This window comes from Bacillus sp. FSL W8-0183 (assembly GCF_038006825.1).
Classification (GTDB): domain Bacteria; phylum Bacillota; class Bacilli; order Bacillales; family Bacillaceae; genus Bacillus; species Bacillus altitudinis.
The window spans coordinates 3,363,239-3,389,868 of the sequence record NZ_JBBOVY010000001.1 but is presented as its reverse complement, the minus strand read 5'-3'; the positions used below and the strand labels follow the sequence as shown (position 1 = coordinate 3,389,868).

At 39.1% G+C, this 26,630-nt stretch carries 23 protein-coding genes, 1 pseudogene and 1 other annotated feature; of the genes and pseudogenes, 13 read left to right on the top strand and 11 right to left on the bottom strand.

Annotated features, from left to right (window positions below):
* Positions 1-32: 32 nt before the first annotated feature.
* The 4 genes from cccB (at position 33) to NSQ64_RS17935 (ending at position 3,691) form a co-directional block, all read left to right on the top strand.
* Positions 33-362: a cytochrome c551 gene (gene cccB, locus NSQ64_RS17950; RefSeq protein WP_178897365.1), complete on the top strand. Its 330-nt coding sequence runs from the start codon at positions 33-35 to the stop codon at positions 360-362.
* A gap of 382 nt (positions 363-744) precedes the next feature.
* A complete protein-coding gene (gene ftsE, locus NSQ64_RS17945) occupies positions 745-1,431 on the top strand; it encodes a cell division ATP-binding protein FtsE (RefSeq protein WP_008348229.1) in 687 nt (228 codons plus the stop codon).
* A complete protein-coding gene (ftsX, locus tag NSQ64_RS17940) occupies positions 1,424-2,314 on the top strand; it encodes a permease-like cell division protein FtsX (RefSeq protein ID WP_025208057.1) in 891 nt (296 codons plus the stop codon). The genes ftsE and ftsX overlap by 8 nt, the downstream gene beginning before the upstream one ends.
* Before the next feature lie 114 nt (positions 2,315-2,428).
* Entirely contained in the window at positions 2,429-3,691 is a 1,263-nt protein-coding gene (locus NSQ64_RS17935; RefSeq protein ID WP_096881915.1) for a murein hydrolase activator EnvC family protein, read from the top strand.
* Positions 3,692-3,739: 48 nt separating this feature from the next.
* Here NSQ64_RS17935 and NSQ64_RS17930 read toward each other — a convergent pair whose 3' ends face one another.
* Positions 3,740-4,480 (bottom strand): sulfite exporter TauE/SafE family protein, encoded by a 741-nt coding sequence (locus tag NSQ64_RS17930; RefSeq protein ID WP_017368130.1) that lies wholly within the window; start codon positions 4,478-4,480, stop codon positions 3,740-3,742.
* 153 nt (positions 4,481-4,633) lie between these two features.
* Between NSQ64_RS17930 and ctpB the strand changes: the two genes are divergently transcribed.
* From ctpB to NSQ64_RS17915, 3 genes are all read left to right on the top strand, one after another.
* Complete coding sequence (gene ctpB, locus NSQ64_RS17925; RefSeq protein WP_041091482.1) at positions 4,634-6,079, top strand: carboxy-terminal processing protease CtpB; 1,446 nt, start codon at positions 4,634-4,636, stop codon at positions 6,077-6,079.
* A 344-nt stretch (positions 6,080-6,423) separates the two neighbouring features.
* Positions 6,424-6,777, top strand: a complete 354-nt coding sequence (locus tag NSQ64_RS17920; protein WP_007500014.1) for a swarming motility protein SwrAA — start codon at positions 6,424-6,426, stop codon at positions 6,775-6,777.
* 68 nt (positions 6,778-6,845) lie between these two features.
* Entirely contained in the window at positions 6,846-8,033 is a 1,188-nt protein-coding gene (locus NSQ64_RS17915) for a PDZ domain-containing protein (protein WP_024719912.1), read from the top strand.
* Positions 8,034-8,041: 8 nt separating this feature from the next.
* Here NSQ64_RS17915 and NSQ64_RS17910 read toward each other — a convergent pair whose 3' ends face one another.
* Together NSQ64_RS17910 and NSQ64_RS17905 are read right to left on the bottom strand one after the other, a co-directional pair.
* Entirely contained in the window at positions 8,042-8,407 is a 366-nt protein-coding gene (locus tag NSQ64_RS17910) for a winged helix-turn-helix transcriptional regulator (RefSeq protein ID WP_017357877.1), read from the bottom strand.
* Positions 8,408-8,531: 124 nt separating this feature from the next.
* Positions 8,532-8,888, bottom strand: coding sequence for a tyrosine-type recombinase/integrase (locus tag NSQ64_RS17905; protein WP_326848852.1), 357 nt, complete (start codon positions 8,886-8,888; stop codon positions 8,532-8,534).
* 180 nt (positions 8,889-9,068) lie between these two features.
* Between NSQ64_RS17905 and NSQ64_RS21035 the strand changes: the two are divergent.
* Positions 9,069-9,149, top strand: a pseudogene (locus NSQ64_RS21035) (hypothetical protein); the annotation flags it as partial.
* A 123-nt stretch (positions 9,150-9,272) separates the two neighbouring features.
* Here the strand turns inward: NSQ64_RS21035 and NSQ64_RS17895 are convergent.
* On the bottom strand, positions 9,273-9,521 hold the full coding sequence (locus NSQ64_RS17895; RefSeq protein WP_341017630.1) for a MafI family immunity protein: 249 nt from the start codon (positions 9,519-9,521) through the stop codon (positions 9,273-9,275).
* 21 nt (positions 9,522-9,542) lie between these two features.
* Positions 9,543-11,213 (bottom strand): T7SS effector LXG polymorphic toxin, encoded by a 1,671-nt coding sequence (locus tag NSQ64_RS17890; RefSeq protein ID WP_319078307.1) that lies wholly within the window; start codon positions 11,211-11,213, stop codon positions 9,543-9,545.
* Positions 11,214-11,716: 503 nt separating this feature from the next.
* Here NSQ64_RS17890 and NSQ64_RS17885 point away from each other — a divergent pair.
* The 5 genes from NSQ64_RS17885 to NSQ64_RS17865 all read left to right on the top strand — a co-directional run bounded on the left by NSQ64_RS17885 (position 11,717) and on the right by NSQ64_RS17865 (position 18,401).
* Positions 11,717-12,439 carry a hypothetical protein gene (locus tag NSQ64_RS17885; protein WP_268381883.1) on the top strand — a complete coding sequence of 241 codons (723 nt, stop codon included), beginning with the start codon at positions 11,717-11,719 and terminating at the stop codon, positions 12,437-12,439.
* A 221-nt stretch (positions 12,440-12,660) separates the two neighbouring features.
* Positions 12,661-14,012, top strand: a protein-coding gene (locus NSQ64_RS17880; protein ID WP_268356789.1) for an IS3 family transposase whose coding sequence is annotated in 2 segments (ribosomal slippage) — positions 12,661-13,105 and positions 13,105-14,012 — 1,353 coding nt in all. Because the reading frame shifts where the segments join, the coding sequence is not laid out codon by codon here.
* 191 nt (positions 14,013-14,203) lie between these two features.
* A complete protein-coding gene (locus tag NSQ64_RS17875; RefSeq protein WP_268382147.1) occupies positions 14,204-15,331 on the top strand; it encodes a response regulator aspartate phosphatase in 1,128 nt (375 codons plus the stop codon).
* 654 nt (positions 15,332-15,985) lie between these two features.
* On the top strand, positions 15,986-16,660 hold the full coding sequence (locus NSQ64_RS17870) for an NAD(P)H-dependent oxidoreductase (protein ID WP_035701558.1): 675 nt from the start codon (positions 15,986-15,988) through the stop codon (positions 16,658-16,660).
* Positions 16,661-16,751: 91 nt separating this feature from the next.
* Positions 16,752-16,976 (top strand) — a binding site (T-box leader).
* A gap of 75 nt (positions 16,977-17,051) precedes the next feature.
* Complete coding sequence (locus tag NSQ64_RS17865; RefSeq protein ID WP_008348215.1) at positions 17,052-18,401, top strand: amino acid permease; 1,350 nt, start codon at positions 17,052-17,054, stop codon at positions 18,399-18,401.
* A gap of 47 nt (positions 18,402-18,448) precedes the next feature.
* Here the strand turns inward: NSQ64_RS17865 and NSQ64_RS17860 are convergent, their stop codons facing one another.
* The 6 genes from NSQ64_RS17860 to NSQ64_RS17835 form a co-directional block, all read right to left on the bottom strand.
* On the bottom strand, positions 18,449-19,441 hold the full coding sequence (locus NSQ64_RS17860) for a glycosyltransferase family 2 protein (RefSeq protein WP_203143724.1): 993 nt from the start codon (positions 19,439-19,441) through the stop codon (positions 18,449-18,451).
* 31 nt (positions 19,442-19,472) lie between these two features.
* The gene (locus NSQ64_RS17855; protein WP_268382144.1) at positions 19,473-21,587 is read right to left on the bottom strand and encodes an ArnT family glycosyltransferase; all 2,115 of its coding nucleotides are present in this window, start codon (positions 21,585-21,587) and stop codon (positions 19,473-19,475) included.
* A 344-nt stretch (positions 21,588-21,931) separates the two neighbouring features.
* Positions 21,932-23,350: a HAMP domain-containing sensor histidine kinase gene (locus NSQ64_RS17850; RefSeq protein WP_341017623.1), complete on the bottom strand. Its 1,419-nt coding sequence runs from the start codon at positions 23,348-23,350 to the stop codon at positions 21,932-21,934.
* Complete coding sequence (locus NSQ64_RS17845) at positions 23,347-24,033, bottom strand: response regulator transcription factor (protein ID WP_025208049.1); 687 nt, start codon at positions 24,031-24,033, stop codon at positions 23,347-23,349. Before NSQ64_RS17845 ends, NSQ64_RS17850 begins: the two co-directional genes overlap by 4 nt.
* Positions 24,030-25,013: a YncE family protein gene (locus NSQ64_RS17840; protein WP_341017620.1), complete on the bottom strand. Its 984-nt coding sequence runs from the start codon at positions 25,011-25,013 to the stop codon at positions 24,030-24,032. The genes NSQ64_RS17845 and NSQ64_RS17840 overlap by 4 nt, the downstream gene beginning before the upstream one ends.
* Positions 25,014-25,281: 268 nt before the next feature.
* Entirely contained in the window at positions 25,282-26,616 is a 1,335-nt protein-coding gene (locus NSQ64_RS17835) for an MFS transporter (RefSeq protein WP_017357883.1), read from the bottom strand.
* Between the last annotated feature and the right edge of the window lie 14 nt (positions 26,617-26,630).

The window sequence follows — 26,630 nt, the reverse complement described above, 5'->3', positions numbered from 1 at the left end:
GTTGACCAAATGATTGTAAGGGAGGGAAATACATGAAAAAGAGCGGATTAACGCTTCTTTTTGTCGCTATGCTTTTTGTTCTTGTGGCCTGTGGAGGAAATTCAAGTAGCAGTGACAAAGAAGGCAGTAAAAGTGCTTCAAGTGTGAGCAGTGGTGAAGAGATTTATCAGCAAAACTGTATTGGCTGTCATGGAAAAGACTTATCTGGCGGAGGCGGCCCAAGCCTGAAAGAAGTCGGGAAGAAATATAATGAAAGCCAAATTGCAGATATTGCCCAGAACGGTAAAGGATCTATGCCAAGCGGAATGGTAGATGAAAAACAAGCAAAAGAAGTCGCCAAATGGCTTGCAGAGAAAAAATAAAACCTTTGTCTAATCGACAAGGTTTTTTTATTTTCTATTTGTAGAAAAAGACTTTTGGATAGTATGAAAACGTATTATATTAAATTTTATTTAAAAAATAAGGGTAAAAAGACACGTTTTTCGGTTTTGGTTGTTCTATTTACCTTTTATTTATAAGTTTTGAAATATAAATGTAATACCATTGCGTCGATTCATGACGTATAATTGGAGTTGTTGAAATTTAGACGATTCAATTTTTTCATCTTTTTGGATGAAAAGGACATAAATTGCTTGTGCGTATCGAAGGGTATGTGCGTGACCATACATAACGTTTTTTGACGAGAAGTGTCAGAACATCATGATAAGCTGTTTGACAGCGAATAAGAAAAGATTAGGTGATTACATGATTGAAATGAAGGAAGTCTATAAGATCTATCCTAATGGTGTAAAGGCGATCAATGGAATCAATGTCTCTATCCATCCAGGAGAGTTTGTGTATGTTGTTGGTCCCAGTGGCGCTGGTAAATCCACGTTCATTAAAATGATGTATCGTGAAGAGAAGCCAACAAAAGGGAAAATCTTAATTAATAACAAAGATTTAGGCTCGATGAAGGAAAAAGAAATTCCTTATGTGAGAAGAGAAATTGGCGTAGTATTCCAAGATTTCAAACTGCTTCCAAGTCTTACGGTCTTTGAGAACGTGGCATTTGCTCTTGAAGTTATTGGTGAACAGCCAAGTATTATTAAGAAAAAAGTGCTTGAAGTACTTGATTTGGTGCAATTAAAGCACAAGGCTCGTCAATTTCCAGATCAGCTTTCCGGCGGTGAACAGCAGCGTGTATCGATCGCTCGTTCGATCGTCAATCATCCTGAGGTTGTCATTGCAGACGAACCGACAGGAAACCTTGATCCAGATACTTCATGGGAAATCATGAAGACACTCGAAGAGATTAATAACCGCGGAACAACAGTCGTCATGGCGACACACAACAAAGAGATTGTAAACAGCATGAAGAAACGCGTCATCGCAATCGAAGATGGAATGATTGTGCGTGACGAAGCAAGAGGGGAGTACGGAATTTATGATTAAAACTCTCTCGCGGCATTTACGTGAGAGCTTCCGTTCACTTGGAAGAAACACGTGGATGACATTTGCATCAATTAGTGCGGTCACTGTCACATTGATTTTAGTTGGGGTTTTTCTTGTTATTATGCTCAACTTGAATAACATGGCATCGAACGCTGAGAAAGAAGTAGAAGTAAAAGTTCTCATCGATTTAACTGCGAATCAAAAGCAGCAGGATGAATTAAAAGCAGAAATTGAGAAGATTCCTGAAATCAGTGATGTGAAATATTCATCCAAGGATGATGAACTAAAAGCACTGATTAAAAGTTTTGGTGAAAATGGACAATCTATGGGACTGGTTGATCAAGAAAATCCATTGAATGATGCGTTTATTGTGAAAACAACAGATCCCCACGATACACCAAAAGTAGCGAAGAAATTAGAAAACCTAAAAGGGACGTATAAAGTCACTTATGGAAAAGAAGAGGTCAGCCGACTCTTTAATGTTGTCGGAGTGGCGCGTAATGTCGGCATCGCACTTATTATTGGGCTTTTATTTACAGCGATGTTCTTGATTTCCAATACGATCAAAATTACGATTTTTGCTAGACGTAAAGAAATTGAGATTATGAAACTAGTAGGTGCAACGAACTGGTTTATCCGCTGGCCGTTCTTCATCGAAGGATTACTACTTGGTGTATTTGGCTCGATTATACCAATCGCTGTATTGCTTGGCACATATCATTATGCTGTCGGCTGGGTGGCGCCAAGGGTACAAGGTTCATTTATTTCAATGCTTCCATACAATCCGTTTGTCTATCAAGTATCACTGATCCTTCTATTGATCGGTGCCATTATCGGTGTGTGGGGAAGTTTAACGTCCATCCGTAAATTCTTGAAAGTATAAATCTATTTATATTGATGGCAGCACTCGAAGATTCTATAGAAGATGTGACCGGCTGATCCAATTCATCCGGTCGACTCTTCATGTCGACAGTTGTCATGGGAGGGGAATATCGTTTTGAAAAGAAAGCTGATAATGGCTGGAATGGCAGCGTTTATTGGAACAACGTGGCTATACATTCCAGGGAACGAAAATCGTGCATTCGCATACGAAGACCTAGATCAAAAACGTCAACAAATTGAAGAGAAAACATCGAAGACTGAATCAACCTTGAAGAAAAAGAAATCAGAACTGGCAAAGCTTGAAAAGAAAGAATCAAAGCTCAAGCAAGAAATTGAAAAAATTGACCAAAAAGTAAGTGCCGCAACTGAAAAAGTCGCTGAAAAAGAAAAAGAGGTCAAAAAGACGAAACAAGAGATCAAAAAACTAAAAAAAGAGATTGAAGTCATCAACGAACGAATTGAAAAGAGAAAAGCGATTTTCAAAGATCGAATTCGTTCTATGCAAAAAAGTGGCGGTACAATCAACTATTTAGATGTGCTGCTAGGTGCTCGTAGCTTTAGTGATTTTGTCAGTCGTGTGGGAGCTGTTACAACCATCGTCGAAGCAGATAAAGACATGATTACAGAACACGAAAATGATTTGGAGCTAGTAGAGCAAAAAGAAGCAGAGCTAAATAAACAGCTAAGTGGACTTGAAACATCTTTGAAAGAGCTTGAAACGTTGAAAAAGGACCTATCTAAACAGCAAAAAGAAAAAGGAAAAGTCCTTGGTCATGTAACGGAAGAAAAAGAACATGCACATGATGAACTAGGAAAGCTTGAAAATGAACAAGAAATTTTAGCGAATCAAAAAGCGGCGGTAAAGTCTGAAGAGGCACGTCGTCAAAAAGAAGAAGCGAAGAAAGCAGAACAAGCAGCTGCTGAGAAAAGTGCACCTGCACCAAGTGGAGGATCTGATCAAGTGTCAGATACACCAGCAAGTAGCTCAGGTTTCATTAAACCAGCTGCAGGCCGTTTCTCATCAGGCTTTGGCGGACGTTCTGGCGGACAGCATTACGGATTAGATATCGCTGCAAAAGGCACTGTATCTGTCGTTGCAGCCGCATCTGGAACAGTCACGAACTCAAGCTACTCGTCGAGTTATGGGAACGTGGTGTTCATTACACATAACATCAATGGCCAAACGTATCAAACGGTATACGCTCATCTTTCAACAAGAAGTGTGTCAACAGGTCAAAGAGTCGAGCAAGGTCAATTCCTTGGATATATGGGCAACACAGGTCAGTCTTATGGCCAGCATCTTCATTTTGAAATTCATAAAGGATTATGGAATGGCGCGAAATCAAATGCAGTCAATCCAGCGCAATATATCCGCTGACAAAAAGCCGATAACATGATGTTATCGGCTTTTTTCATGTAGATGAAGTTAAAATAACAGCAGTAATCCGGCAATAATAGGTGTTAAAAGCACAGCGGATTTTAAGAGAGGTTTCGGCGCAAGGCGTGTAAATTTTGCCCCAATAAAAGCTCCTAATACGGTACCGATTAAGATCTGAACGAGCAGGATAAAGTCAACATAGCCTTCTGAAATATAACCAATTCCACCGCCAATAGAGATTGGAATAATCACTAGCATCGTTGTGCCAACAGCTTGTCTAATAGACAGCTTTAGCAAAATCAAAAGCCCCACTTGAATAAATGGTGCTGATCCGATACCGAACATCCCTGAAAGCATCCCTGATACAAGGCCTAATATAATGCCCCTGATCAGCAATTGGCGTGAAGAAAGCGGCTGCTGTTCAGCATCTTCTTTTAGGACAAACAATTTGATCATCATAAAAACAGCAGATAAAAAGAGCATACCAGCTGTTAAATAGTGCAGGCTATCCTCTGGAATAAAAGGAGCCACTTTTGCTCCGGCAAATGAAGCAATACAAGCTAGTGCACCGACAATCAAACCTGATTTGAGCTGGATATTTCCTTCCCGGTAGTGGCTGTATGCACCAGATAAAGTCGTAAATGCCATAGCAGCTAAAGATGTCCCAAGTGCAGTATGGATTGGTACATCAAAGATTAACGTCAGCAATGCGATGACAAAACCAGCCCCGCCAGCTCCTACAAACCCTAGTAAAATTCCTAATAAAAGCATCGTCAATATAATATACATAGCGAAGACTCCTTCTCGATCGTAACAAAATAAAAATTACACCTAATGAAATGATTAGTCAAGCCTCCTTAGGAGAATGTCTTTACATGAAATCCCTTCTTCTGGCATATAATAACTCAGGTCATCAGGAAGAGTTGAAGAAGGAGGCCAAATATGAAAAAACAAATCGCATCCATCATGGCAAGTGTCATTCTCATCATCAGTGCAGGGGTTATGACGCATAAAGAGGCGACTCAAGCGGAGTCACCGAAAGCGGCTGCAGTGGCTGGACAAGCTCAATCAAGTGATCGAGCGAAGGAAAACGGAATGGAGAAAATTGAGAAAGCCTATGACCTCATTTCGAATGAATATGTAGAGGAAGTGGATCGTCAAAAGCTGCTTGAAGGTGCCATACAAGGAATGCTTTCAACCTTAAATGATCCGTATTCAGTATACATGGACAAGCAAACCGCAAAGCAATTTTCGGATTCACTTGATTCCTCATTTGAAGGAATTGGGGCAGAAGTTGGAATGGATGAAGGAAAGATTATCATTGTCTCTGCCTTTAAAAAATCCCCTGCGGCAAAGGCGGGTCTGAAACCGAAAGATGAAATCATCAGCATTGACGGTGAGTCGATGAAAGAAAAAAGCCTAAACGATGCTGTACTGAAAATAAGAGGAAAAAAAGGAACGTCTGTCGCCTTGAAAATCAGACGAAATGGAATTGAAAAAGAGCTAACATTCCATATCAAACGAGAAGAAATCCCGCTTGAAACCGTAACGGCTTCAATGAAAGAGGTCAATGGTCATAAAACAGGCTATATTGCGATCTCTAGCTTCTCTGAAGATACGGCGAAGGATTTCACGGCAAGCTTGAATAAGCTCGAGAAAAAGGGCATGGAAGGCCTTGTGCTGGACGTGAGAGGAAATCCTGGCGGCTATCTACAAAGTGTGGAAGACATTTTGAAACATTTTATCACAAAGGATCAGCCATATATTCAAATTGCAGAACGGAATGGCGATCGAAAACGATATTTTTCAAAACGAAAAGAACAAAAACCATACCCGGTTAATGTCTTAATTGATAAAGGAAGTGCATCCGCTTCTGAAATTCTGGCTGGTGCCATGAAAGAAGCAGGGAAGTATGAAGTGGTAGGTGACGTTTCCTTTGGTAAAGGGACTGTGCAGCAGGCGGTACCAATGGGAGATGGAAGTAACATTAAATTAACGCTGTATAAGTGGCTGACACCGAAAGGGAATTGGATTCACAAAAAAGGCGTTGTGCCGACCATTGCGATTCATCAACCAGATTACTTCACCGTTGGCCCGCTCCAGCTGAAAGAACCGCTTCAGCTTGATATGAACAACGAAGAAGTCAGACAAGCACAGACATTGTTAAAAGGGTTATCATTTGACCCTGGCAGAGTAGATGGATATTTTGACGAAGAAACGAAAAAGGCTGTACTCGCATTTCAAAGCACATACAATCTCGAAAAATCAGGTGTGATTGATTTAAAGACAGCGAAAATGATGAACAAGATGGTAGATGAAGTGAAATCTTATGAAAAGAATGATCTTCAGCTACAAACTGCACTAAAAGCACTATATCTCAAAAAATAAAGAGGCGAATAAATGCCTCTTTTTTTTGGTTCATAAGTGTTACGAACATGTAATAATTTATTCTTAAAAATATATTATATCGAGAAATATATTCATTTATTTTACAAAAAACATAACATTCCTTCGAATTTACCCGATAACATATTTATATAAGAGACTTTCTGTTGATTTAAACATGTCATGAAAATGAAACTTTTGAAAGTTGTATGTTACATAAATAATTCTTACAATAAAAAGTAGCACTCATTTTAAATATTTTATTTTTTGCGGATATTCAGCTTAAGCATTGAGCTGTACCGAGGTTTGCGCTTTTCTTAAAAGAACTAGTAAATGGGGGTACACAATTGAAAAGGGCAAGTATTGTGAGAGAGAAAAAATATTACGAGTTGGTAGAGGAGCTTAAGAGTCGTACGAAAGATGTGACGTTTTCGGCTACAAAGGCATTAAGTCTACTCATGCTGTTAAGCAGGTACTTGGTCAATTACACAACGGTAGAATCAGTCGACGAGATCGATGAAGACTGTGCTGAGATATACTTCAATTATTTAATGGATAATCATAAGAGACTTGGTATAAACTTAACCGACATCAAGAGGTCCATGCAGCTTCTCGGCGGCATACTAGATGTAGATGTAAATCACTATTTAAAAGATTTTTCACTGTCGAATGTCACACTTTGGATGAATCAGGAGAAATAAACCTGATGTCAAGCATCGATTTATTTGATAGAATAAGAGAAAATGCTTGACTTGGGCGGTGAACGATAATGAGCTCGGAGTGGATGGGAGCCGGATTAAAAGCGGTCGGTCTGTTTTTAATCCATCCTCTTTTTTATTTTATGATATTAATCAGCCTATTATATGGCTACATCCGCGTAAAGCGGGAGAGAAAAGCGTTTCAAACAAGAATAGAAGATGTTTACGATGAACTGAAATTTACATATTCAAAAGGATGGGTTCCAGGAATTTGTCTATCGATCATATCTGTAGGCTTAGGGATTTCCCTTCCGCCTGGATTCATCGTGCTGATTGCAGCGATGACCATCGTTTTCTCTTTATTCTTTAAGGCGAGTGCGCTTTCGTCTGCATACACACTCGGTTTCAGTTTTATTGCGGCATTTGGACTGATGTCTGTTCAAGTGAGCCATTCTTGGCTGCCGCAGCTTTCAATGATGAATGCATCAGCCGTTGTGATCCTGTTAGGGCTACTGTTAATGACCGAAGGCATCTTAGCCTATCGAACGGCGCATTTACGTACATCGCCTGCAATGGTGATGAGTGCGAGAGGACTTTTGATCGGCCAGCAGCGAGCAAACCGTCTGTGGCTTCTACCACTTGTTTTGCTGATGCCGGCAGGTGAATGGACTTCTTCTCTGCCATGGTGGCCTGTGCTTCAAGTGCACGATCAAAGCTTTTCATTTATTGTGATCCCGTACATCATCGGCTTTGGCCAGCGTATTCAAGGATCGCTGCCAATTGTGAGTATTCAAATTACGTCACGCCGAATAATGATGCTCGGTCTAGTTGTTGCTGTAGTAGGTGCGGCAAGTATTTGGTTTGAGCCGATTGCGTGGGGAGCTGTTGTTCTAGCGATTGCAGGAAGAGCCTTTTTATCATGGAAGCAGAGGGCGAATGACAACGCTGCACCATTCTTTTTCTCTAAGCGGAATCAAGGGCTTATGGTGCTTGGTATCATTCCGAATACCCCTGCGGCTGATTTAAAGCTTGAGATCGGAGAAATTATTACAAAGGTCAATGGAATCGAGATCAAAACCGTTTCAGAATTTTATGAAGCACTACAAACCAATCGTGCTCTGACAAAGCTTGAGATCATTGGTCTCAATGGTCAGACAAGGTTTGAGAAACGCGCCTCTTACGAAGGGGAGCATCACCAGCTTGGTATCCTGTTTGTGAAGGACGATCCTCAGCAAGAGCCAACGGCGATTTCATCTTAAAAAAGCTGCTAGAGATGGCAGCTTTTTTCTTTTGGGCGCGTTTCTCTTCCATAGGATTCGCCCCATTCACGCATGGCAAAGATAATGGGCTTTAACGTATTTCCAAGAGAAGTCAGTGAATACTCGACACGAGGAGGAACTTCCTCATAGACTTCACGGTGAACAATCCCGTCTTGTTCAAGTTCTCGTAATTGCAACGTCAGGACACGCTGCGAAATTCTTGGCAGAAGCCGGCGTATTTCGTTGTAACGCTTTGGACCGCAAGTCAAATGATAAAGGATGACGCCTTTCCATTTCCCTCCGATGACATTTGTAGTGATAGACACGGGACAGCCATGATTCACAATACTGACTGGATTGGATGGTGCACTCATCTCAACATTCCTTTCTTAAACGAAAATGGTCATAAACGAACATGTTTGTACCTAATGTTATAAAAGCTCGAAATACACTGATATAAAGGGGTTTCAAGGGTGCTAATTCAAAACCTCCCCCAGTTTATAAATTCATTGCATCTTCAAAGGCATCTACTGTTTCAAGCTCTAATTCTTCAAATGAGTGGCTATAAACTTGGTGAATCATTTCAGGAGTATTACCAAGTCGATCCGCAATAGCTCGAGCGGGAATTTTCTTCCCTATTAGAATCGTAGCGTGAGTATGTCTCAATCCATGAACCGTTATTCGCTTTATATCATTTTCATCAAAAATCTTATATAATGCATAATTCAGGAAATTACCCGAAACATGTTTTGCATTAGATTTATTTATGAAAACATAGTCATTATCTTCTAGATAAGAGCCGAAAGATAGCTTTAATTCTTTACACCATTTGCGGTATAATTTTAATTGTTTCATAAGTTCCCCGCCGCCCCTTATAGTCCGGTAACTATTTTTGGTTTTTGGGGAACGCAAATTCGACTTTATCCTCTTTTGTTTTACCTTCATTAGACGGAATACCGAATTTACCTCGCAAAAGCCCAACATACCAAAAACCACCCTTTGTTTTCTGCCGGAACGTGATAGCAACGAAAGGCTGTGATCGCCTTCCTTTATCGTGATGATTATTACGACAAAGAAACAGAGAATAAGAACATTATTGAAATCATTATTGCTAAATAGCGTAATGGTAATATGTTGAAGATAAACAGAAATAAAGTGAAAAACCTCTTCCAATAGGAGGGGGTTTCTTTAACAAAAAAATTTGAAAAATATTATGTTATCAAGGTTTATAGACACTATTTACTTAATTTGTTTACCTATTTCTTCCCAAAGGGATTTGTCCATTTTCATATATATTCCAGCTTTTTCAATATTTCTAAAAGTATCTTCTTCTATAAGAAGATCTTCTTGTTCAATAACACTGCAAATTGTTTCTAATGCTATTCCCCACTCTTCATGTTCTATAAATTCATATATATCTTTTTTATCTTTTAGAGGAAAATCAGTTAGATTTTTGACTATTTCTGTTAGTATGTTTTTTAATTCCATAAATACACTTCCTAGAATATATTATTTGATAGGAAACGCAGTAATTATATCTTTCCCATCCGTGATTACCTTTATTTTTATTCCATCTCTAATTCCTATTACCTCGTATCTTTGTACTCCCTTAACAATTCTTCCTTTTTTCCAATCTAGTTTTGTGTCAGTAGCTATATCTGAAACATTGTACATCACCATTTCCGCATTCCAACTTTTAGGGAATAGTGTTTTGTTAGGATTTCCATTGCCAGGCCATAAATGTCCACCACCCGTTTTATCTCCATAAAGAATATGTTTTGTTCTTTGTTCACTAGCTATACTAATAGTTGCCTTAGTAGTCTTCCCAGTCCTATCTATCTTTGTAACTCTCTTCACAACATGCTTCCCTTGATCAATCTTAAAGACATATTTCCCGCCTTTAATGATTTTCATAAATGGGATGATAGAGACTGCCGATAGGGCTTGGTCTGTGCTGCTGATGTTTTGGTTCGTTTCTGGGTCTTTGCCTGTCACGGCTCGGTATCCGTCGTAAATGCCGCTGTATTCTAGGATGATGTTTTCGGTGGCTGAGATGACTTCGCCGTCTAAGATGCGTTTGACATTTCCATGGCTTCGGCTTGCTGGGATGTGGTCGACTTCTTCGATTCTGACTTTACCATTTGCGATATACGTTCGGATGATTTGTTTATTGGCGTAAACGGTATACCGCCCGCCAATGTAATCAAGGGCTGATGGGTCTGCGACGACTTCATCTGCGATATCGAACTCTTTGAGTTTTTTGATGCCTTTTACATTGTATAGTTTATCATTGATGACCCGGATGTCTCCATAAATCCGTTTTTTTCTGTTTAAGGCCTCTTTTTGCAATGGGGTAAGCGATGGATCGTTTGTTTTTACTTCTCTGTGGATGTTTCGACGTGTATCATTGCGAACAACCGTATCCACATTCGGTCGCTTTTTATCATTCAGCTTCTTAAGCATGACCATCATCGGATTTTCATCAGGATTGTCTATTTTTTTATCCAACCCGCTGATGGTGCTGCTGATCTTTTTGTCTTCCTCATCTTTGAGAATGAAGCCTTTTTGATAGCTGGTGATCTCAATTTTCGGACCAGTGAACATCGTGCCTAGAGTGTCTATGTATTCCTTCATTGTTTGGATGGAGGTTTTGGTTTCATTCAAAGCACTGGCCTGTTCTTGGTCAAAGGCATGGAGCGTACCGATGGTTTTTGAGATGTTCATCCATGCTTTTTGATAGCTTGCTTGAAAAGCAGACTCGTCCACACTTGGTAAATCAATGATATGGCTGACCTTGCCGATGGCGCTGTTTGCATCTGACACGATACCAGATACGGCTCGTTCGGCATTTTTTAAACCTTGATCAAGCTCATGTTCGAGAAACGATTGTGAGATAAAACCATTTTCATTTGATTCAAATGCATGAAGTGCATTCTTTATCTTTTTGAGTGCGGCGCTGTATTCTTCAATCGTGACTTGAAAGAATTGCAAAAAAGGGATATGACACTCTGCATAAAACGCTCGGATCGCTTCTCCAGCTTCACCCTTTAGTGCGCCATCCAGTGAAATGATTCGATTGATTTGATTTTCAAGGGATTTGATATGTTGTGATTGTTGTTTTAACTGTGTCAGAGTTTGATCAATTCCATGATGCAAAGCCTGAACATCTAACGTTTTCATGGCGTTCTCCTTTAATGCTTGGTTACAATCATTAGCGATTTTACCATTATACGGAGATTGATTGGGGAATAAATACTGAACTTCCGTGAAAATGAAACAATTTACATAGGTGATAAAGACTAGATGTTCAAAAAACGAGTGTGGAACAGTATTTATGGACCGAAGACAAAAGCAGCTCTTCAAAAAGCATTGAAATGAGTATAACCCCTGTCCTTTTTAGGATGGGGGATTTTTTTGTATGTTGATTAGTAACATCGAATAAGTAAACTTTCTGAAGTATAGTTAAATATCTAAAGCATTTGCACCTATAAAAAACATACATATTCCCATATATATTTTATGTATTTGTTTAAATCCCTTTTGATTAATTCGATCTAAGTAATATATTGTATTAAATACCATAATATTCTATAATTAACACTTGAAAGATCGTTAAAGTGTTGATTATCAAATTACGAGTCTAGTCGTAATTTTTTAATAATACAATTCAAAGGGGAAACAAAATGAAGAGATTTATAACAAGTTTGAAAATCTTTGTTGCTGTCCTATTATTGTTTGCGATCACACCCATTGTAGCAACCGCAGAAGAAACTAACGATCAGGATTTAACGTTTGAAAAAGCAATGGATATTGTAACAAATGAAGACATAGAAAATTACAAAGCACAAAGCGAAGAAGAGATAATTGATCGGAAGACAGCAATTAGTGAGGGTTATGATGAAGGTGATGTTTTATCAAAAGAAGATACCTTATTTTTATTAACTCAATCAGTTGTTGAACGTCATGAACAAAACGAAGAAATTTCCACTAAAGGGATTAAATCATCAAAAAGTTTCACTGTTTCTAAAAAGAAATATGGAACAAAAGTGACTGTAAAAGGTACAATGTATCAAAATATTGCATTCATTGCAGGTACATCATCGTATCGCGGGAATATAATAGCGACTCGAAACAGTGGAAAACTAAAACAAGTCTCCCTTAAAACGTATCATGATTCATTCGGTATTATAGGGTGGGGTGGAGGCTTTCCATCTATCGGTAAAGTATATGGTGGAAAAGTGAGTCATAAAAAGGTTGCTAATGCCAAAAAATATGCAATGGATAAAACACACCGTTACAATTCTATTATTCCAGCATATACAACTATGTGGACAAAAGCATCTGTTGTTACGAAGTCAAACAATGCGTATGATGTAGCTTCTAAAACATGGTCTAAATGGCATTAAATCTTTATGAAAGGAGATAGTAAATATGCCTTGGAATACGATTATTGGGGCTAGTCTATTTGTGGTTATACCTGTAGTCATAATCGCAGCAGTAATTTATTTTATTAAAAGAAAGAACACGAAAACATCTAATAGCTGATGACTTAAAAAAGAGCCGTTTATTTTAATTGAAGTGCACCCCAAATATTAGACACAGTCTAACATTTGGAGGTGCTTTTCTTTTGGCTAAATTTACAATTGAAGATAAAATCAAAGCGGTAAAACGATACCTCATTGACCGCGAACCCCTGCTTGGAATTGCAAAACAGATTGGCGTGCACAAAAGCATACTTCAATATTGGGTCAGAAAGTATCAATATCATGGCGAAAAAGCTTTTTCAAAGTCATATACAAATTATCCAGTCCAATATAAACTAGACGTACTTGATTATATGAATGAACATGGGACGTCTATCTTGGAAACAGCTGCACTCTTTAACCTGCCTTCTGATACAACGCTTTGGAACTGGAAGCGCATCTTGGAAACACAAGGAGTAGACGCCCTTCAATCTAAGAAAAAGGGGCGTCCGTCTATGAAAAAGAAAACTGGAAAACAAGAAATAACGAAAGGATCAATGGAAGCGTTACAGGCAGAAGTAGAACATTTGCGCATGGAAAATGAGTATTTAAAAAAGTTGAATGCCTTAGTTCAAAACAAGGAACAATCACCAAACAAGACAAAGCGCAAGTAGTCTATGATTTAAGGCATCAATATCCGGTGAAATCACTTCTTAAGCTCGCATGTATTCCACGCAGTACCTACTATTACTTGATCAAGCATTTAGATCGTCCTGATCAGGATGTCGAACTGAAAAAGATGATTCAAACCATTTATCAGGAACATCAAGGACGTTATGGATATCGCCGGATTCGTGATGAACTAATCAACCGAGGACAAAAGGTGAATCACAAAAAAGTCCAGCGCATCATGAAAGTTCTAGGGCTAAAATGCATGGTCCGAGTGAAGAAATATCGTTCATACAGAGGCACAGTGAACAAAATAGCGCCTAATATTTTGGCTCGTCATTTTCAAGCTGATAGACCAAATGAGAAATGGGTCACAGATATAACGGAGTTCAAGTTATTTGGTCAGAAGCTCTATCTTTCGCCCATATTAGATCTATTTAATGGTGAAATCATTACCTATACAGTCGGTTCAAGACCTGTTTACTCACTCGTCTCAACGATGCTTCATCAGGCGTTCAACCGTTTAGATGAAGAGGAGAAACCAATGATACATTCTGATCAAGGATGGCATTACCAAATGAAGCAATATAGACACGCCTTAAAAAAGCGTGGGATTACACAGAGTATGTCCCGAAAAGGTAACTGTTACGATAACGCAGTTATCGAGAACTTTTTTGGTATCTTAAAGTCTGAATTTCTATACCTAAAAAAATTTGAGAACATCGAACACTTCAAGCAAGAACTTGAACAATATATTGATTACTACAATCACACACGTATAAAGACAAAACTAAAAGGCATGAGTCCGATACAATATCGAACTCATGCCTCGAAAGCTGTCTCATAAAAAAACGCGTCTAAATTTAGGGGGTCACTTCAAATTAGGCTCTTTTTTTATATTAGTTAGTCAAAATTGCTCTGAATAAAGCTTTACCATATCAAACACCCTAACTTTTGCGGTTTCTTTTCGGTGTGGAAATATTCCTAAAATGATAATATATGTCATTATAAGGAATAGCAAGAAAGGGGATGTAAGGAGTGGAGAAAATTCTTTCTTCTCAAGTTGGTATCTTGATAAATGAATGGTATAGATTTATAAGGACATTCAGCGTGCCGGATGCAGAGATTTTAAAAGAACAGGTTGAAAGAGAAATAGAGAACATGGAAGAGGATCAAGATTTACTGCTATATTATCAATTAATGGAGTTTAGACACCGACTCATGCTTGAGAGTCTTGAGCCTATTGAAATGAATCAACAACGCCCCACTTTATCCAATTTACTCAAAGAAATAGAGAACAAACAACCCCATGTCAAAGGAACGCTTGACTACTATTCAAACTTCTTTAGAGGTATGCACGAATTCCATCAAAAAAATTATGTTGCTGCTATAAATTTTTACAAGGCTGCTGAAGAACATTTAAAGAATGTTCCCGATGATATAGAAAGAGCCGAATTTCATTATAAACTGGCTGATGCTTATTATCGCATTGATCAACATTTTGTATCATTAAACCATTTGGAAAAAGCAAAAGAAATGTATTCAACAAGCGAGTTTTACAAAGCAAAAGTAGTAGGTTGTAATATCAAATATGGAGCGAATATGTACGACTTATACCGCTTAGATGAGGCAGAATCTTATTATAGGGAAGCCTTGAGCTTGGCTCAAGAGCTTAATGAGGAAACAGCCCAACGGATTATTGGTGTAATACATCATAATTTAGGTTTAGTGAAAAAAAGAGCCGGAGAAATTGAAACCGCAGAAAATGAATTTCTAAATTCAATTCAAATTAAAGAACATACCGAAACGATTTCAGGAATTAGAACACTTTATATGTTGTCCTGGGTATTCTACGAACAAGATAAAAAAGATAGAGGAAATCAATATTTCAACATTGGCTTAAATAGAGCTAACTTTGCAGACGATCAAGAATATATAGCTAAATTAAAAATCATTTATGCGCTTTTTGAAGAATATAATGAATCGGAGGTAAATGAAAGCCTCAGTTATTTAGAAAACAAAAGATTGTGGCAAGATGTAGCGGAGTTATCAGAGAAACTTGCAGATTATCATTATCAAAAAGGGAATTTTGAATTGAATAGAGAATATCTAAAAAAGACCATTAAAGCACAACAACAAATACTAAAAATGGCGGAGGCGTTATGATGAAAAAGTTATTTATCAGTTTAACAATTTTTTCTGTGTTATTCGCTGCCGGTTGGACACTTGATAAAATCATTACTTCTAACACTTATCATGTAACAGAAAAGGCAATTACAATTTAAAAAGCCCTTTTAAGGGGGCTTTTTTTATTTGAATATCTTTTTCATTAGCTTGCCGGATGCTTTACCCGTAGCACGTCGCATGATACGCTTTCCTATAGTGCCCTTTTGAACAGCATTGACGTCACCCAGGTATTTTGATGTTTTATAAAGGAATGATCTTATTTTGTTTATGTTCATTTTGCGCTCCTTTTACGTCTGTCCATTATAAAAAAACTCCCCAAATACTCCCCCAAACTTCCCCCAAATGAATGTTTTCATCTGCATTTGTTTGCAAACGTTTGTTCTATTTTAATGTTTAAGAAGGTTGCTAGAACAACGTTTTTTAAAATGAGAATAAAAGTTTGCATACGAAACATCTATTTGTACCTAACGAACAAAAATGTGCGTACTTGAATCAATGGAAGCTTTTCTTTTACCATAGAGATAGACATCACACATTCGGGTTGTTTGTTTTCCTATCATAACAATTTCTATTAGGGAATGGAAAGAAATTGGATTGTGGGAACACACCTGTTCATTAGAAAGGATGAATAATATGCGAGACAAAGAGCTATTAAAAAAAGAAATCATTGAGGCGTATGAATTCCGTCATGCGACAAAAGAGTTTGACCCAGCGAAAAAGATTCCAGAGGATGATTTTGCATTTATTTTAGAAACAGGAAGACTTTCTCCAAGCTCTGTAGGGTTTGAGCCTTGGAAGTTCCTCGTTATTCAAAATGAAGCATTCAGAGAAAAATTAAAAGAGTATACATGGGGGGCGCAAAAGCAGCTTCCAACTGCCAGCCATTTTGTGATCATCTTGGCAAGAACAGATGCCCGCTATGATTCAGCATATGCAGAATACATCAACAAGCAAATCAAAGGAATGACAGACGAAACGTTTGAAATGGTCAAGGGGCGCTACAGAGAATTCCAAGAGAACGATCTTCATCTACTAGAAAATGACCGTACATTATTTGATTGGGCTTCAAAACAAACGTATATTGCCTTAGGTAACATGATGACAGCTGCGGCACAGATCGGCATTGATTCATGCCCAGTTGAAGGATTTAGCTACGATCACATCCATCGTATCTTAGAAGAAGAAGGGTTACTGGAGGATGGTCAATACGACATCTCTGTCATGGCAGCCTTCGGTTATCGTGTCACTGAGCCAAAACGCGGCAAAACACGTCGCCCGATGGATGAAGTAGCTGTTTGGATTCGTTAATCGCTGTTTGTCTGAAAAAGGCTGTTGACAATTGCGTGGTTAGTCAGTATATTTAAAAAATAAAATCTTTGACGAATATACAAATTTGACTATAAACGCTTTGACTTGAGAATAGTAAATGAACATCCGTTTTTTAAGAGAGCTGCGGGTCGGTGCAACGCAGTAAAACGAATCATTGAACTCGCTCAAAGAGCGGTAAGACTGAATGAATAGTAAGTCTTTACGTGTGACCTCCGTTATCGGGTTTTAAGTTGGATTCAGCCATGGCTGAATCAATAAGAGTGGTAACGCGGTTGCAAGGTCAGTCGTCTCTTCCAGGAGATGGCTGGCCTTTTTATATGCTTTTATCTCATATTTGTCTGAAGATTCAAATTTAAAGGAGCTATAGAAAATGGAAAAGGAACATGTGCAGTTAAAACGAACAATGACATCAAGGCATATTATGATGCTTGCGCTTGGCGGTGCCATCGGTGCTGGTCTGTTTAAAGGAAGCAGTTCTGCCATTGATATTGCGGGTCCTGCTGTCATTTTGGCATACATGATTGGTGGTCTTATTTTATTATTTATTATGCAAGGACTTGCCGAAATGACCGTTGCACGACCTGGAGCAAGAACATTCCGTGACTTGATTGAACCTGTGTTAGGAAAGTATCCGGCCTATTTCTTAGACTGGATCTATTGGAAGATGTGGGTGCTGAACATTGCAGCAGAAGCGATTGTGTCGGCCATCTTTATTCAGTACTGGTTCCCACAAGTGCCAATCTGGATGCTTGTGTTAATCATTTCACTTGTAGTCACAATCATTAATGTTTGCTCAGTCAAAATGTTTGCTGAGACAGAGTATTGGTTGGCTTCTATTAAAATTGCTGTCATCATCTTATTTATTATCATTGGATTTACCATGCTATTTGTCTCATTCGGACAGCATGCAGCACCTGGATTGTCTAACTTAACGGATCACGGTGGATTTTTCCCAAATGGTACTGGCGGATTAATTGCAGCAATGCTGGTTGTCGTGTATTCATATGGTGGGACGGAGATGATTGGGGTCACGTTAGCAGAAACAAAAAACCCTGAAAAAGTCATCCCAAAGGCCATTCAAAGTACGTTTGTACGCATCATCGGTTTTTATGTACTACCGTTCTTTATCATTGTCAGCTTAATCCCTTGGAATCAAGTAAACAATGAGCAAGTAAGTCCATTTGTGACAGTGTTTGCAACAATCGGAGTACCGTATGCTAGTGACATCATGAATGGTATTATCTTACTAGCGATTTTGTCTTCTATGAACTCTGGCTTGTATGCTTCATCACGGGTGCTTTATACTCAGGCAATGGATGGCCGTGTATGGAAAGGATTCTCCAAGCTGTCAAAACAGCAGGTGCCTGTTCGAGCCATCCTTGTATGTACATCTACCTTGTATGCAGCTGTATTGATTTCTCTTTTTGTAGGAAGTCAAACGTTTAATTACTTAATGGGCTCTTTAAGTTACACAGTTCTATTCATCTGGTTTATCATTGCCGTCGGTCATTTGAAATCTCGAAGCGTCGCACAGCCAGGCGGATATCGCGTGAAGCTGTATCCTTTCACAACGTGGTTTTCGGTTATTGCGATCATGGCCATTTTTGTCGGCGTTGTATTCAATACACCAATTGTTCAAACGCTGGTCACCATGGGCATTTATTTAATCATTACACTATCTTTCTTTATTAACAGAAAACGGTTTGAAACAGCCGTCTAATTTATTAAAAAGCGTGCAGGACCTTCTGAAGGGTCTCGCACGCTTTTTTAATGCTGTTTATATTGCTTGAAGTGGACAGGGGATTGAACGGGATGTGGCTTTGCCTGAAGGCCATAGCTATCCCTGACGATATAAAGCGGCCGGTCCTTGGCTTCATCGTAGATTCGGCCGATATACTCCCCGATCATGCCTAACATAAAGAGGATGATCCCGCTAAAGAATAGCTGAATGACAATTAATGAACTCCAGCCGGTGATGGTGCTGTTTGTAAATAGCTTTAAATATAAAACTAGAAACATCGAGATGAAGCCAATAGCTGAAAGGGCAATACCTGCCACGCTGGCTAGCTTTAAAGGTTTGTAAGAAAAAGATGTGATCCCATCCATCGAGAGCTTGAGCATCTTTTTGAGAGGGTACTTTGTTTCTCCTGCCAACCGCTCATCCCGAACATATTCTACCGCAATCTGTTTGAAGCCAACCCAGCTCACTAATCCGCGGACAAATGGGTTTTTCTCGCGTATTTTTCTCATTTCATGACACACTTTACGATCCATCAATCTAAAGTCGCCGGTGTCAATAGGAATATCTACTTCGGTGATTTGACGTAGCACTCGGTAGAAAAGGGAAGCCGTGTACTTTTTGAAAGCTGTTTCGCCTTTTCGTTGCGTGCGGACCGCGTATACGACCTCATAGCCTTCCTTCCATTTTTCAATCATGTCTAAAATCAATTCAGGTGGATCTTGTAAATCCGCATCAATCACTACGACAGCTTCTCCCTTTGCATAATCCATTCCCGCTGTAATGGCAATTTGATGCCCAAAGTTACGAGAAAAATCAATAAGTCTCACATGCGGATCGGTCTGGCAGTACCCTTTAATCAGTTCAGCTGTTCGATCCATACTGCCGTCATTGACGAAGAGAAGCTCATATGCTTCTCCCGTCGAATCCATGACGGTCTTGAGGCGCTGATACGATTCATGGATCACAAGTTCTTCATTATACACTGGGACTACAACAGAGTATTGTATGTTCTTTTCCATCAGTCATCGTTCCTCCCTTTTAATAGATGAATTAATCAACGGATAGTTCATAAAGAGTACCGCTCTCCATTCCGCCCATTCGTCCATTTGACTGATCATTTTGTTTTGATGGTTGGCTGTCTGTTTGCTGATTCGTTTTGGATGTAGAGCTGTTCTGCCATTTAGAAGCAGATACTTCTTTGCCATTTTTTTGAATCCAAGTGAGAATGTCAGAGCTGCCGCCTCTCATACCAGAAAGATAGAAGTATTTGATTTTGCCGTCTTTAACGAGCTGTTTGAATTCATTAAGCGTGAGAATGTTATCAGATCCACTAAATCCACCTAATGCCATAACAGCTTTTCCTGTTTTAATAATGTAAGGCGAAGCAGTGGTTGCATCTGTTGTCCCGAATAGGAATTCTTCTCCCGTATTGTTTTTCTCCAGATAGCTGATCAGCTTTTCATTGACTTGTGAACTCATGCTCCCACTTGAAGTTGCAAGCTGAGGCCCAGCCTCTGGCAGCATACTGTTTCCTCCGTAAAGAAGAGGTGTGCTTGCCCAATATAGGGGTGCGATCAGCATCCCAAGGATGGCAATGAGGGACATGAATCGTTTTAGTTTTTCTTTCCCTTTTATTAAGAGTAGAGAAAGGATGGTTCCAACACCAATGATACCGACTGCAATGCTTAATCCAAGACCGATTGTGCTTGTAAATGTTGATAGGATAAAGATTTCAAATGCGGTTGTGACGAATATCGCAATTGGCAGTAGCCATTTTTTAAAACCAGTTCCCGTTTGAAACAATTGAGTCATAGACACCCATCCGGCTCCTGCTAATACAGCAATTGGCGGTGCCAGCATGATTAAATAATAGTGATGGAAAAATCCTGCTACACTGAAAAATGCAGCAACAGGTATAAGCCAAGCTAACCAAAATAGTGTTTCTTTTTGTTTTGTATTGAGACGTCTTCTTTCAAAGGCTGTCGAGAAGAAGATACCAATCGCACCAAAGAGCGCAAATGGAAGCAACCAGCTGATTTGATCGGACAGTTCAGATTGGAACAGACGTAATGGCCCTTTTGTTCCTGTTCCAAACATGCCAGAACCACTTCCCATTTTTCCGCCCCCACCATTTGGCGGTCCATCACCATTACCGCCTGAAGGCATATCAGGTGGTGTTGTGCCGTTTGCACTGCTTGGTGGTCCTTGCATGGAAGGCTGTTCCTGACTGGATGATTGGTATGAATTGTCTGAGTTGTTTTGAGTCCCATTTGATGGCGGCTGAGGCATGGTGGATGAATTATTGTCATTTTGCTGATCACCCTGCTGTGAAGGTGGCTGTCCCTCACCCTGATTTGTGCCGCCTCCTCCGCCAGACTGTTGACCAGTCAACCGCTGCAGACCATTGTAACCAAAGGCTAATTCTAGTGCTGAGTTCGATTGACTTGATCCCATATAAGGACGATTGTCTTTGGAAGTGAGATCAACCGCTATAGACCATGAAGCAGATACACCTAAAAGAACAATCATTGAAATCATCAGCGATAACAACTTTTTCTTCCATGTCGTTCGATAGGCAATGATGTAAAACAGGACGAGAGCCGGTACAATCATATACGCTTGTAGCATTTTTGTATTAAAGCCGACACCGATCATTGCAAAAGAAGCAATCGCCCAAAGCACTTTCTGCTGTTTCACAGCCTTGAACATCATGGCTGTTGCGAGTAAAAGAATAAAGACGAGTAAGCTGTCAATGTTATTTGTACGAGATACAGCAACTGCGATTGGTGTACACGCCATAATAAGCGCTGACAGTCTTGCAGCAGCCTGGCCAAATGTAGGTTTGACTAGGCGGTAGATTAAATAAACAGATCCAATGCCAGCTAAAGCTTGGGGTAAGATCACACTCCAGCCATGCAGGCCGAAAATTTTGGCACTGATCGTTTGCAGCCAGAAGGCGAGCGGTGGTTTATCCACCGTGACATAACCTGAGGGATCGAACGAAGCAAAGAAGAAATTATGCCAGCTTTGCATCATACTTGTGACCGCCGCTGTATAATAAGCGTTCACCGTATCGTCGTTCCAAATGTTATAAATGTTTAAAATGGCAGATAAAATCAATATGAAAAATAAATAAAGATCAAATTTCTGAAAGCGTCTAATCAAAAGCTTGTCACTCCTTTTTCTTAACTTGAAAAAAGTGTAACAAGCAAATATGAATAAATTGTTAATAAAAAAAGGCCAATTCTTTATTTTTCTGTTGAATAAAAACAGCTCTAGAAAAGAGCTGTCAGATTGTTGACAAAGGGCTAAAATGAACTTTATTTTAGCTCTTTGTCTTCTTTTCAGCGTGATAGAAAACCTTTGCAGTCTAGGAAGGACGAGCATCGGCGCGGAGCGAATTCGACATTCGTGAGCACCAGCGCACAGGACTGACACCGAATGCGTGGTTTTGTCTACACGCTGACAGCTCTAGAAAAGAGCTGTTTTGTTTAAGATGTCATCTTATTTTATGAGGAGACAGGCGGAGTTTCAGTGCTCTCTGCACTTGGTAATTGTATAATAGCGGTCGTACCTAGGCCTTGTTCAGATTGAAGAACGAACGTGCCACGATGTTTTTTTATAATTTGATAAACAATGGCTAGTCCAAGACCAGAGCCGCCATCTTTTCTTGTGCGGGCTTTATTCACTCGATAAAAACGCTCAGAAACATGAGGGAGATCTCCTTTTGGAATTCCGCTGCCTTCATCTGTAATTCTCAATTCAGCAGTTTGTTGGTGAACGAATAATTCAATCGAAATCGATTTTCCTGAAGGAGTGTAATGGATGGCATTGTCCAATAAATTACGAACGACTTGCTCAAGTCGATCGCTATCACCATAAATAATACAATCCTCTTCGAGTTCTCGGTAGAACGAGATTCTCTTTTGACTAGCAATGAATGTCATTTGATCAAGAACATCATGAATAAGCTGCGCAAAGACGATCGGCTCCATCGTTAGTGGGTAAGATTCCCCCTCTAACTGTGCGAGATCAAGAAGGTCATGTACGAGCCGGCTTAATCGTGTGGATTCGTCTTGAATAATCTGCATGCCTTTCTTTTGATCAATAATGCCTTCTTCAATTCCTTCAGCATAGCCTTTCATATAACTTAAAGGCGTTCTCAGTTCGTGGGAGACATTGGCAAGGAACTCTCTGCGATGCTGTTCAACTTTTTCTAAGGTAGAGGACAGTTTATTAAAGGAACGGCTCAGCTGATTTAACTCATCCCCTTTTTTGGTCACAGCCATTCGTTTTGAAAAATCACCAGATTCCATTTCCATTGCAATTTCTTTCATTTGATTGATCGTCCTTACGACTTTATTAGAACTTTTATATCCAATAAAGAAAATCAAAAGCAGGATAATTAAAATAGAGATGCCAAGCGTTAATCGAATTTGAACAAACGGTTCATACACATCAGATAAAGGCATAGAGAGGAAAATGGTTCCTGATAAATCATTTTTGTTTGAGAACACAGGGATGGCAATCCCGAGAATATCTTGACGAAACTGGGGGTGTTCTCTAATTAACACAACTGTTTTCCCCTGAAGAAGCTTTTGGCGTTCTTTAAACGTAATGAGGTTATCGTTTGTATTCGTATCGAAAGGAATACCGCTTGAAAGCTCCATAGGATCATCAGTAAAAATAACACTTGCCTGACTTGAGTCATTTGCCCACTTCATTCTGTCAGTAAAATATGTGTCTTTCCCGTGTTTGTGATAGATTTCTGCCAGTTTCTTTCCTTGTAAACTTAAAGAGTCAATCTGTTTATCTATATATAAGTGCTGGTATAAGTAATAAGTCAGGGCAAGAGCTGAGGCAGCAACGATGCCTATAACGGAAAGGATTAAGAAAAGCACTTTCCTTTTAATAGATAATGGCTTCATTTGTCCTCCTCAAACTTATAGCCGACACCCCAAACGGTCTTAATATACCGTTCCGCTTCCTTTAATTTCAGTCTTAGTGTTTTAATATGTGTATCGACTGTTCTTAAAGAGCCACTAGGTGAGTGTGATTCCCACAATTTTTGATAGAGCTGTTCACGGGAAAAGACTTGGCCTTGATTGAGCAGAAGAAACATAAGTAAATCAAATTCTCTTCTTGTTAAATTGATGGGCTCTTGCTTGAGATAGACTTGTCTGCCATCTTGATCGATCTCCAAGTCACCAATCATGATTCGACTGCGCTTTAAAGAAAGACCTCTAATTCGTCTTAATGTCGTTTCAATTCTAGCTGCAAGCTCACGTAGACTAAAAGGCTTCATGATGTAGTCGTCTGCTCCAATTTCCAGCCCCTTAATGCGATCCTCTTCATAACTTCTAGCTGTTAAAAATAAAATGGGGATTTGAGAGGTTTGCCTGATGCGCTGGCAGACTTCGAATCCATCCATATCTGGCATCATAATATCCAATACAACAAGGTCAATGGCCTCTTTTTCAAGCTGATGTAAGGCGCCCGTGCCATTATTTGCAGTTATCACGTGAAAGCCTTGTCTTTGCAAAAAGGATCCGATTAACTCAAGCATATCTAATTCATCATCTACTATTAAAATATTCATCTGTTCTTTCATTTCTTTTCCTCCAACATGATAGCATAAGGTCCTGCTGGGATGTTCAGTCGGTTCTTCAACATAAATGTATGTTTGTCGATGACGGATACTGAATTGTCATCTAAGTTACTGACATATATAGATGAGGAATCAGCAGTGATATAATTCGGATTTTGACCGGTCTCAACAGAGGAAAGCAGTTTGTTTTTCTCGGTATTTACTTTATATAGTGTATGGTCTCCATGACATAATACATATAAAGTAGAAGAGTTTTTTTCTGAAAAAAATGCGACTGGCATAACACCTAGTTTGATTTCTCGCTGTTTTTTACCTGTTTTAGGGTCGTAAGCAAAAATGCTCTTATTTAATGTGCCCGGTTTACCGTGTCCTCCAACCCAAATAGAATGCCCATCAAAATGAATGCCAGATGGCCGTTCTAGGACGGAAATCGTTCGTATCTTTTTTTTCTTTTCAATATCAATGACTGAAACAGAATGACTTTTTGCATTTAAAACAAACAACGTTCCTGAAGAAGACAACGCCATAGAAGAGGGTAATGTCCCAGTTTTCACAGTTGCTTTTATTTTCTTGTGCACTGTATCGATAAAATAAACGACATTTTTCTCTGAATCGGTCACAAGTAAAGTGTTGGTATCCGCATCATACGCAAGTGAAGTCAGACCTTTATTCACATCCATATAGTCCGCTGCTGTTCCTTTATTTAAATTGATTTCTATAAGAGATTGTCCTTCCTTACTTGATGCAATGATCACGTCTTTGTTGATGTGAACAAGATCAGTGAGAGGATGTTTTAAATCAACGGAAGAGACAATTTCATTTTTTTGTAAATCAACGATTGAAAAGGAGGCTTTTTTTAGTTGAGAAATGACAGCAATTGATTGAGAGCTGCCAGGGGGCGTAAATTGCTGGTCTTTTCCGCAGCCTGCTAGGAAAAATAGTAGAGCTGACAAGCATATTAAAAAATATTTCACTCGTTTCATCCTTCTGCTCCTTTGGTGCTCTATTTTCAAAAAGCATAACACAAAAATTGTGAAAAAAAATCGAAGTTATGAATGCTGGAAGATATGAAAAGAAGTTTTTAGGTGGGGAAGTAGAGGTAAATGAAAGCTGAAATTTCTTTTTCGTCTATTTATATGACATTTTTTCATGAGTAAAAGATCATTTTCACAGTTTGATCATTGTATCCATAATCGGTTACAGTAACAAATAATCGTAGCTCCCCCGCCCTAAATAGAGCGAAGGGAGTCATTAAGCAGAGTGTTCAGATGAATGAGAAGTGGGTTTCGTTTTTAGACGATGAGAGAGGAGGAAACCAAGAATACCTGCGCCCATTAATATGATAAATAAAGATTGAAAACCACTTAATATACCAATTAAAGTAGATGAAATGATACTTCCGAAATATCTAAAGGTAGAAAAAATCCCAGATGCAGAGCCGGATAAACTCTGATCAACAGATGTTAAAGAAGCCATCTGCATGCTAGTCATGCCAATACCTGATGAGATCCCCCCAGCGACTAATGTGATGATAAGGAGTGGTAAATTTGGGTAGCTGCTTAGTGTGATCAGCATAACACCGGATAAAGTAAGACAGAGAAATGAAAATCGAATCATTTTTTTGGCACCTTTTATTGGATGGAGCTTTGCCCCGAGTAATCCACTAATAGACATACAGAGTGAAAAGATTGAAAGGAAAATCCCGCTTTGTGTATGAGAAAGCGCGAGTTTTTGCTCCATAAACAGCGGCATAATGAGAAGAATCGCGTACATCACAAAATTACTAAGCATGATAGAAAGGTTAGCGTTCGTAAAGGTACTGTTTTTAAATAATGTCAAATCAATGATGGGATTTGTAACTTTCCGTACGTGTTTGAAAAATAAAGGGATGGAAATGACCGCTAGAACGCCATAGATCATGTATTCGTTTAATAATTGGCTTTTAGTAAACAAAATGAGTGTGGCGATCCCGATTGTTAAGTATAACGAACCGATGATATCTACATTGGCTTGTAAACGTGTATGTTTCATCTTCGGAATCATAAAAACGCCTGTCACAAGTGTGAGAATCAAAAATGGTATATTCACTAGGAAAATGGAATGCCAGTCAAAGCTCTGAATGAGAATAGAGCCGATAAAAGGTCCAAGTGCGGCACCAATTCCCGCTCCAAAACCGAAAAAACCCATAGTTTTAGAAAGCTTTTCATGTGATACTGTTGCTCGAATTAAAGCAATGCTGTTCGGTGTTAATATAGCTCCGCCTGCCGCTTGAATTGATCGGAAGCTAATAAGAAAAGCAAGATTAGGTGCGAAAGCACATCCAATGGAGCCAATCAAAAAGAGTATCACACCAGCTAAATACATGCTGCGGTGGCCGTATATATCTCCCAGCTTACCCGCAATAGGTTGAGTGACTGCCATGACAATTAGATAAATCGTGACCACCCAAGTAATGTTTGATATGGATTGATCGTAATAAGTTGATATGGATGATAGAGCGACTGCGATCATGGTTGAATTGACTGGAACTAAAATAGCTCCAAGCAGCAAAGAATAAATGATCAAGTTCTCTTTTTTAAGATTCAATGTGTTTACCACCT

What these genes read in the sequence shown, in the direction of transcription:
- NSQ64_RS17860 (WP_203143724.1), bottom strand. Translation starts at nt 19,441, where the DNA reads ATGGAAAAGAACATACAATACTCTGTTGTAGTCCCAGTGTATAATGAA.
- NSQ64_RS17915 (WP_024719912.1), top strand. Translation starts at nt 6,846, where the DNA reads ATGAGCTCGGAGTGGATGGGAGCCGGATTAAAAGCGGTCGGTCTGTTT.
- ftsX (WP_025208057.1), top strand. Translation starts at nt 1,424, where the DNA reads ATGATTAAAACTCTCTCGCGGCATTTACGTGAGAGCTTCCGTTCACTT.
- NSQ64_RS17885 (WP_268381883.1), top strand. Translation starts at nt 11,717, where the DNA reads ATGAAGAGATTTATAACAAGTTTGAAAATCTTTGTTGCTGTCCTATTA.
- cccB (WP_178897365.1), top strand. Translation starts at nt 33, where the DNA reads ATGAAAAAGAGCGGATTAACGCTTCTTTTTGTCGCTATGCTTTTTGTT.
- NSQ64_RS17910 (WP_017357877.1), bottom strand. Translation starts at nt 8,407, where the DNA reads ATGAGTGCACCATCCAATCCAGTCAGTATTGTGAATCATGGCTGTCCC.
- NSQ64_RS17870 (WP_035701558.1), top strand. Translation starts at nt 15,986, where the DNA reads ATGCGAGACAAAGAGCTATTAAAAAAAGAAATCATTGAGGCGTATGAA.
- ftsE (WP_008348229.1), top strand. Translation starts at nt 745, where the DNA reads ATGATTGAAATGAAGGAAGTCTATAAGATCTATCCTAATGGTGTAAAG.
- NSQ64_RS17890 (WP_319078307.1), bottom strand. Translation starts at nt 11,213, where the DNA reads ATGAAAACGTTAGATGTTCAGGCTTTGCATCATGGAATTGATCAAACT.
- NSQ64_RS17850 (WP_341017623.1), bottom strand. Translation starts at nt 23,350, where the DNA reads ATGAAGCCATTATCTATTAAAAGGAAAGTGCTTTTCTTAATCCTTTCC.
- NSQ64_RS17840 (WP_341017620.1), bottom strand. Translation starts at nt 25,013, where the DNA reads ATGAAACGAGTGAAATATTTTTTAATATGCTTGTCAGCTCTACTATTT.
- NSQ64_RS17865 (WP_008348215.1), top strand. Translation starts at nt 17,052, where the DNA reads ATGGAAAAGGAACATGTGCAGTTAAAACGAACAATGACATCAAGGCAT.
- NSQ64_RS17930 (WP_017368130.1), bottom strand. Translation starts at nt 4,480, where the DNA reads ATGTATATTATATTGACGATGCTTTTATTAGGAATTTTACTAGGGTTT.
- ctpB (WP_041091482.1), top strand. Translation starts at nt 4,634, where the DNA reads ATGAAAAAACAAATCGCATCCATCATGGCAAGTGTCATTCTCATCATC.
- NSQ64_RS17905 (WP_326848852.1), bottom strand. Translation starts at nt 8,888, where the DNA reads ATGAAACAATTAAAATTATACCGCAAATGGTGTAAAGAATTAAAGCTA.
- NSQ64_RS17895 (WP_341017630.1), bottom strand. Translation starts at nt 9,521, where the DNA reads ATGGAATTAAAAAACATACTAACAGAAATAGTCAAAAATCTAACTGAT.
- NSQ64_RS17845 (WP_025208049.1), bottom strand. Translation starts at nt 24,033, where the DNA reads ATGAAAGAACAGATGAATATTTTAATAGTAGATGATGAATTAGATATG.